Here is a 4,929-nt window from a genome sequence, read left to right as displayed (position 1 = left end):
CTCGGACACGGCTCCGACGAACGTGGTCTTGCCCACGCCGAAGCCGCCCGCCACCACGATCTTCGCGGAGGTGGTGGAGCGGGGAGCCGCTCCGCCGTTAGAGCTTGCGAAGTCCACTGAGCACCCTTTCGAGCAGTGTCACGTCTGGCTGGCCACCGGCGGACTCGTCGCCGCCGGGCTGGTGAATGGCTACAAGGCCCGCCTCCGCCAGGTCGGCTACGAGGATGCGGGCGACACCAAGAGGAATGGAGAGGAGTGCCGAGATCTCCGCGACGGATTTGATCTCCTGGCACAGGAGGCAGATGCGCTGGTGCTCGGGCAACTGCCCTTGCAGACGCGCGGGATCCGCCGTGGTAGTGACCAGCGCCTCGATGGCGAGCTGGTAGCGCGGCCGAGTACGGCCGCCGGTCATCGCGTACGGGCGCACCAGCGGGTTGTGGGCCTTCGGGGCCTGCTGCCGCGCGGCACGCGGAGGCGCCTGCGCGGGCATCCGGGGCTGCTGGGGCTGCCCGTACTGCTGGTAGGGGTTCTGCTCCGGCACGGGCCGGCTCGGCGAGGAGGGGAAGTTGAAGCGGTTCTGGTCGTGCCCACCCTGCGGCTGCTGCGCGCCGCCATAAGGATGTCCTCCGGGTGTTGTCACGTCTCCTCCTCCGACTCCAAGAACGCAGTACTCCCTGTGGAACCGCGCCACCGCACCCTACGGTGCGATGGCGCGAAACGCACTGCCTGTTTGCTAGTTGAGAAGGCTTCCCTGCAGTTCGGCCCGCAGGTCCGGGGTCAGGACAGTGCCCGCACGATCCACCAGAAGGGCCATCTCGTAGCCCACGAGGCCGATGTCGCACTCCGGGTGCGCCAGCACCGCGAGGGACGAACCGTCGGAGACGGACATCAGGAACAGGAATCCCCGGTCCATCTCGACCACGGTCTGGTTGACGGCGCCACCCTCGAAGATGCGGGAGGCACCGGCGGTCAGCGAGGTCAGTCCGGAGGCCACGGCCGCCAGCTGATCGGCGCGGTCGCGCGGAAATCCGTCGGACATCGCCAGAAGAAGGCCGTCGGCGGAGACCACCACCGTGTGCGACACCCCGGGGGTGTTGTCCACGAAGTTGGTGATCAACCAGTTCAGGTTCTGTGCCGCCTGGCTCATCGGGCTCACACTAACGCTCCTGGTCATAGCTGTTACTTGACTGCTCAGTACCCGCGCTGCGTCCCTGCTGGACACCCCGCCGCAGGTTGCTCAACCTGCCGCGGACGTCCTCCGGAGCGCGGGAGACCTGGGGGCCGCCCTGCGGGGTCGTCTCCGCTGCGCCCTCGACCAGGTTGGCCTTGGGCACGCGCCGAGGGAGACCGGACGAGGTGACCCCGCCCGCCTTCGGCTCACGGAGTTTGGCGGCCTGCTGCCAGCGCTCGTCGTTGCCCGAGCGCCAACCCGTGCCACCGTCCTGGTCCTGGTCCTGCTCCGGCGCCGCGGCCTGCCGCTGACGCTGCGGCCGCTGCTCGAAGAGGGACCCGGGGGACTCCGCTTCCTGCTGTGCCGACTGCCACTGCTGCTGGCTGCCGCGTCGCGGCAGGCCCGCTCCGGTCATTTCGTGACCGGTGTCGGCAGCGGCGCCCGGACGGTCGAAGCCTACGCGCTCCGCGGCCGGTTCGGGGACGGCCTGGGATTCCGATTCAGTCCCGTAATCCTGCTGGTAGGCAGCCGGATACGTGTTCTGCTCGGGCCACTCGCCCTGCGCCGACCGGGCTTCGTAGCCTCCGTCGTAGCCCTGGGTGCCCGACTGCTGGTCCGGGTAGCCGTCTTCCGTATAGGCGTAGTCCTGCTGAGGGTACGCCTCGTACCCCTGCTCCGGGCGCTGTCCGTCGTACGCGGGGTCGTATCCCTGCTCGGACTGCTGCTCGTAGCCCTGGTACGGCTGGTAGCCGTGTTCAGGCTGAGGTTCCGGATAGTCCTGGCCCCCCGGGGTGTCCTGGACGCCCTGGTCGGGGTACTGCTGCTCCTGCGGGAAGCCGACCTGGGCCTCCAGTGCGGCGCGCCGCTCCTCGCGGCCGAGCGAACGCCCGACCGAGTCGAGGCCGCGCGCCTCGCCTGCCTGCTCGTAGCGCGAGTCGTCGAAGCCGAGCTCCGCGGCCGTGCGCATCGGGGCGGCCTGCTGGGTCTCCTGCTCCGGAATGATCTGCGAGACGGTGAAGTCGTCGTCCGGGATGCCCTCGCCACCGCCACCGTGCGTGATGGCGTCGGGGAGCATGATCAGCGAGGTGGTGCCCGCCGCCTCGCCCGAGGGGCGCAGCTGGACGCGGATGTTGTGGCGGTCCGCCAGCCGGCCGACCACAAACAGACCCATGCGCTGCGAGATCGCGGCGTCCACGGTCGGCGGGTTGGCGAGCTTGTGGTTGATGTCCGCGAAGTCCTCGGCGGTGAGGCCGATGCCCTTGTCGTGGATCTCGACCATCACGCGGCCGTCGGGCAGACGCGTGGCGTTGACGCGGACCTTGGTCTGCGGGGAGGAGAACGTGGTGGCGTTCTCCAGCAGCTCGGCGAGCAGGTGCACGAGGTCGGTCACGGCCTGGCCGTGGATCTCGGCCTCGGAGACACCGGAGAGCTCGATGCGCTCGTACTGCTCCACCTCGGAGGAGGCGGCGCGGAGCACGTCCACGAGCGGCACGGGCTGGTCCCAGCGGCGTCCCGGCTCCTCACCCGCGAGGATGAGGAGGTTCTCACCGTTGCGGCGCATACGGGTGGCCAGGTGGTCCAGGCGGAAGAGGTTCTCCAGCTGGTCCGGGTCGGCCTCGTTGTTCTCCAGGTCGGTGATGAGGGTCAGCTGGCCCTCGATCAGCGACTGGTTGCGTATGGAGAGGTTCGTGAAGATCGCGTTGACGTTGCCCCGCAGGAGGGCCTGCTCGGCGGCGAGCCGGACCGCTTCCCGGTGGACCTGGTCGAAGGCGCGGGCGACCTCGCCGATCTCGTCCTGGGAGTCGATCGGGATCGGGTGGACACGGGTGTCGACCTTGCCCGGATCGGTGCGCGAGAGCTGGTCGACGAGCGACGGCAGGCGCTGCTCGGCGATGTCGAAGGCGGCGGTGCGCAGGCGGCCCATCGAGCGGCCCATCTGGCGGGCCATCATGCCGGCCAGGATGAAGGCGGCGAGGAGGGACACGACCACGATGGCGCCGTTGGTGATGGCGTCGGTGCGGGCGTCGTCGGAGACCGCGACGGCGTCGGCGATGGCCTTCTCGAGGAGTTCCTTCTCGATCTCGGCGTAGCCGTCGAACTTCGCGGTGGCCGCGTACTGCCAGGCCGTCGGCGTGGTGCCGCCGTCGATGACCTTCTTCTTGGGCTCGCCGCTGGCGATGGCCTCGGTCATGCCCGTGAGGATCGACTTGTTGGACTGTGAGACGGGCGGGGACTTGAAGGGGGTACCGGCCTGCTCGGCGGCGGCCTTGGCCTCGGCGAGCTTGGCGGCGCCCTCTTCGGACTTCTTCCCCATGACCGTCCTCAGCCGGGTCACGTCCTCCTCGGTACCCGCCGCGACGTACTCGCCGATGGCGATTTCCTCAAGGTAGGCGTAGGAGGAGAAGGCGACGAGCTGGGCCTTGCGGGTGTTCTCGTCGTTGCTCGGGCGCACCAGCAGGTGCGTGCCGACGGAGCGCTGGAGGGAGTTCGCCGCCTTGGCCAGCTGGATCGCGTAGACCATGCGGCCGTACGAGGTCACGTTGCCGGTGCCGAGACCGAGCTCGTTGGCGAACTGCATCAGGTAGTGCTGGACCGTGACGTAGCCCTCTTCGGTCGGGATGGGGCCGAACGAAGAGGGCGGGTTCTTCTTGGGGCTCTCGATCCCGGCCTGGTAGGCCGTCTGACGGACGTCCGTCAGCTTGGGCTCCTCGGTGCGGAAGAGCTCCAGACGCCGCTCCAGGCCCTGGTTCTCGGGCAGTTCCCGGACGGCCTGGTCGAACTTCTCCTTGGCCTCGGTGGTCGCCGCGTAGGCCTTGGTGACCTTGTCGTCCTTGGTGAGGCCGTTCAGGAGCGGCTCGGCCGTGAGGTCACGCTCGTTGAGCAGCGCCTGGCTGTATTCCGAGGCGGCCTGGACGACCCGGGCTATCTCCTCGGCGTCCTTGGCCTCGTTCCACGTGTCGACCGAGCCCTTCACCTGGAACCCGCCCATGACCAGGCCCACGAGGGCCGGCACCAGCAGGATGGCGTTCAGACGGGTCGGCACGCGCCAGTTGCGGGGGGAGAACCGGCTGGTGCTCCCGCTCTTCGCAGGCGGTTCCACGGGCACGTCGGCGGGCGACGCGGCCGCTCGCGGCGGCGGGGTGAAGTTGCCGCGCGCGGTTTCATCCGCGGGGCTTGCGTTGCTTCGCCTCACTCGACCAACAACCTCTCGGCGGTGCTACTAGCTAGTTCGTTGAATTCCAGCACGGTTGACGGTCCTGTTCCAAACAGTTGAAATCCGCGAGTTCCAGAGACCTACGCCTCACATAAACCGGACATAAAGAGCGTCCTGCGGCAAAAGCCGGGGTGGTTGTGAGCACAGCGGCACCGACTGAACGCATCCCGTTGCCAATCGGCTTCAATTCTCTGTCGAAACGTTATGAACGACAGGGGCGGGCCGTGTCATACGACACAGCCCGCCCCTCCCGTGCGGCAGTTGGAGCCGCTCCGCTACTTGAGCCGCGCCATGAGGGCGTGCTCGACGAGCGTGATGAGTGCGCTCTTGGCGTCCGCGCGGTGGCGGGCGTCGGTGGTGATGATGGGGGCGCCGGGGCCGATCTGCAGGGCCTCGCGCACCTCCTCCGGCGTGTACGGCTGGTGCCCCTCGAAGCCGTTGAGCGCCACGACGAAGGGCAGGCCGCTGTTCTCGAAGTAGTCGACCGCGGGGAAGCAGTCGGCGAGGCGGCGCGTGTCCACGAGTACGACGGCGCCGATGGCGC

Annotated in this window: 4 protein-coding genes and 1 pseudogene; all 5 read right to left on the bottom strand. The window is 68.8% G+C overall.

Going from position 1 to position 4,929, the window contains the following annotated elements; all coding sequences use genetic code 11:
- Positions 1-117: pseudogene (locus ACIPXC_RS34870) on the bottom strand (ATP-binding protein); the annotation flags it as partial.
- Positions 98-640 (bottom strand): DUF742 domain-containing protein, encoded by a 543-nt coding sequence (locus ACIPXC_RS34865; protein ID WP_401626489.1) that lies wholly within the window; start codon positions 638-640, stop codon positions 98-100. The pseudogene ACIPXC_RS34870 and the gene ACIPXC_RS34865, both read right to left, overlap by 20 nt.
- 93 nt (positions 641-733) lie before the next feature.
- Positions 734-1,147, bottom strand: a complete 414-nt coding sequence (locus ACIPXC_RS34860; RefSeq protein ID WP_007266772.1) for a roadblock/LC7 domain-containing protein — start codon at positions 1,145-1,147, stop codon at positions 734-736.
- A 10-nt stretch (positions 1,148-1,157) separates the two neighbouring features.
- Positions 1,158-4,364: a nitrate- and nitrite sensing domain-containing protein gene (locus tag ACIPXC_RS34855; RefSeq protein ID WP_401626487.1), complete on the bottom strand. Its 3,207-nt coding sequence runs from the start codon at positions 4,362-4,364 to the stop codon at positions 1,158-1,160.
- Between the two features lie 296 nt (positions 4,365-4,660).
- Positions 4,661-4,929 (bottom strand): ATP/GTP-binding protein (locus tag ACIPXC_RS34850; RefSeq protein WP_401626485.1); only part of this gene is annotated, 269 nt, incomplete at its 5' end.

Origin of the sequence: Streptomyces sp. NPDC090021 (genome assembly GCF_044748225.1) — a bacterium.
Classification (GTDB): Bacteria; Actinomycetota; Actinomycetes; order Streptomycetales; family Streptomycetaceae; genus Streptomyces.
The sequence above is the reverse complement of the archived record's forward strand: the minus strand, read 5'-3'. Positions and strand labels throughout refer to the sequence as shown.

Coding starts and splice junctions, on each gene's coding strand:
- ACIPXC_RS34860 (WP_007266772.1), bottom strand. CDS start 1,147: ATGAGCCAGGCGGCACAGAACCTGAACTGGTTGATCACCAACTTCGTG.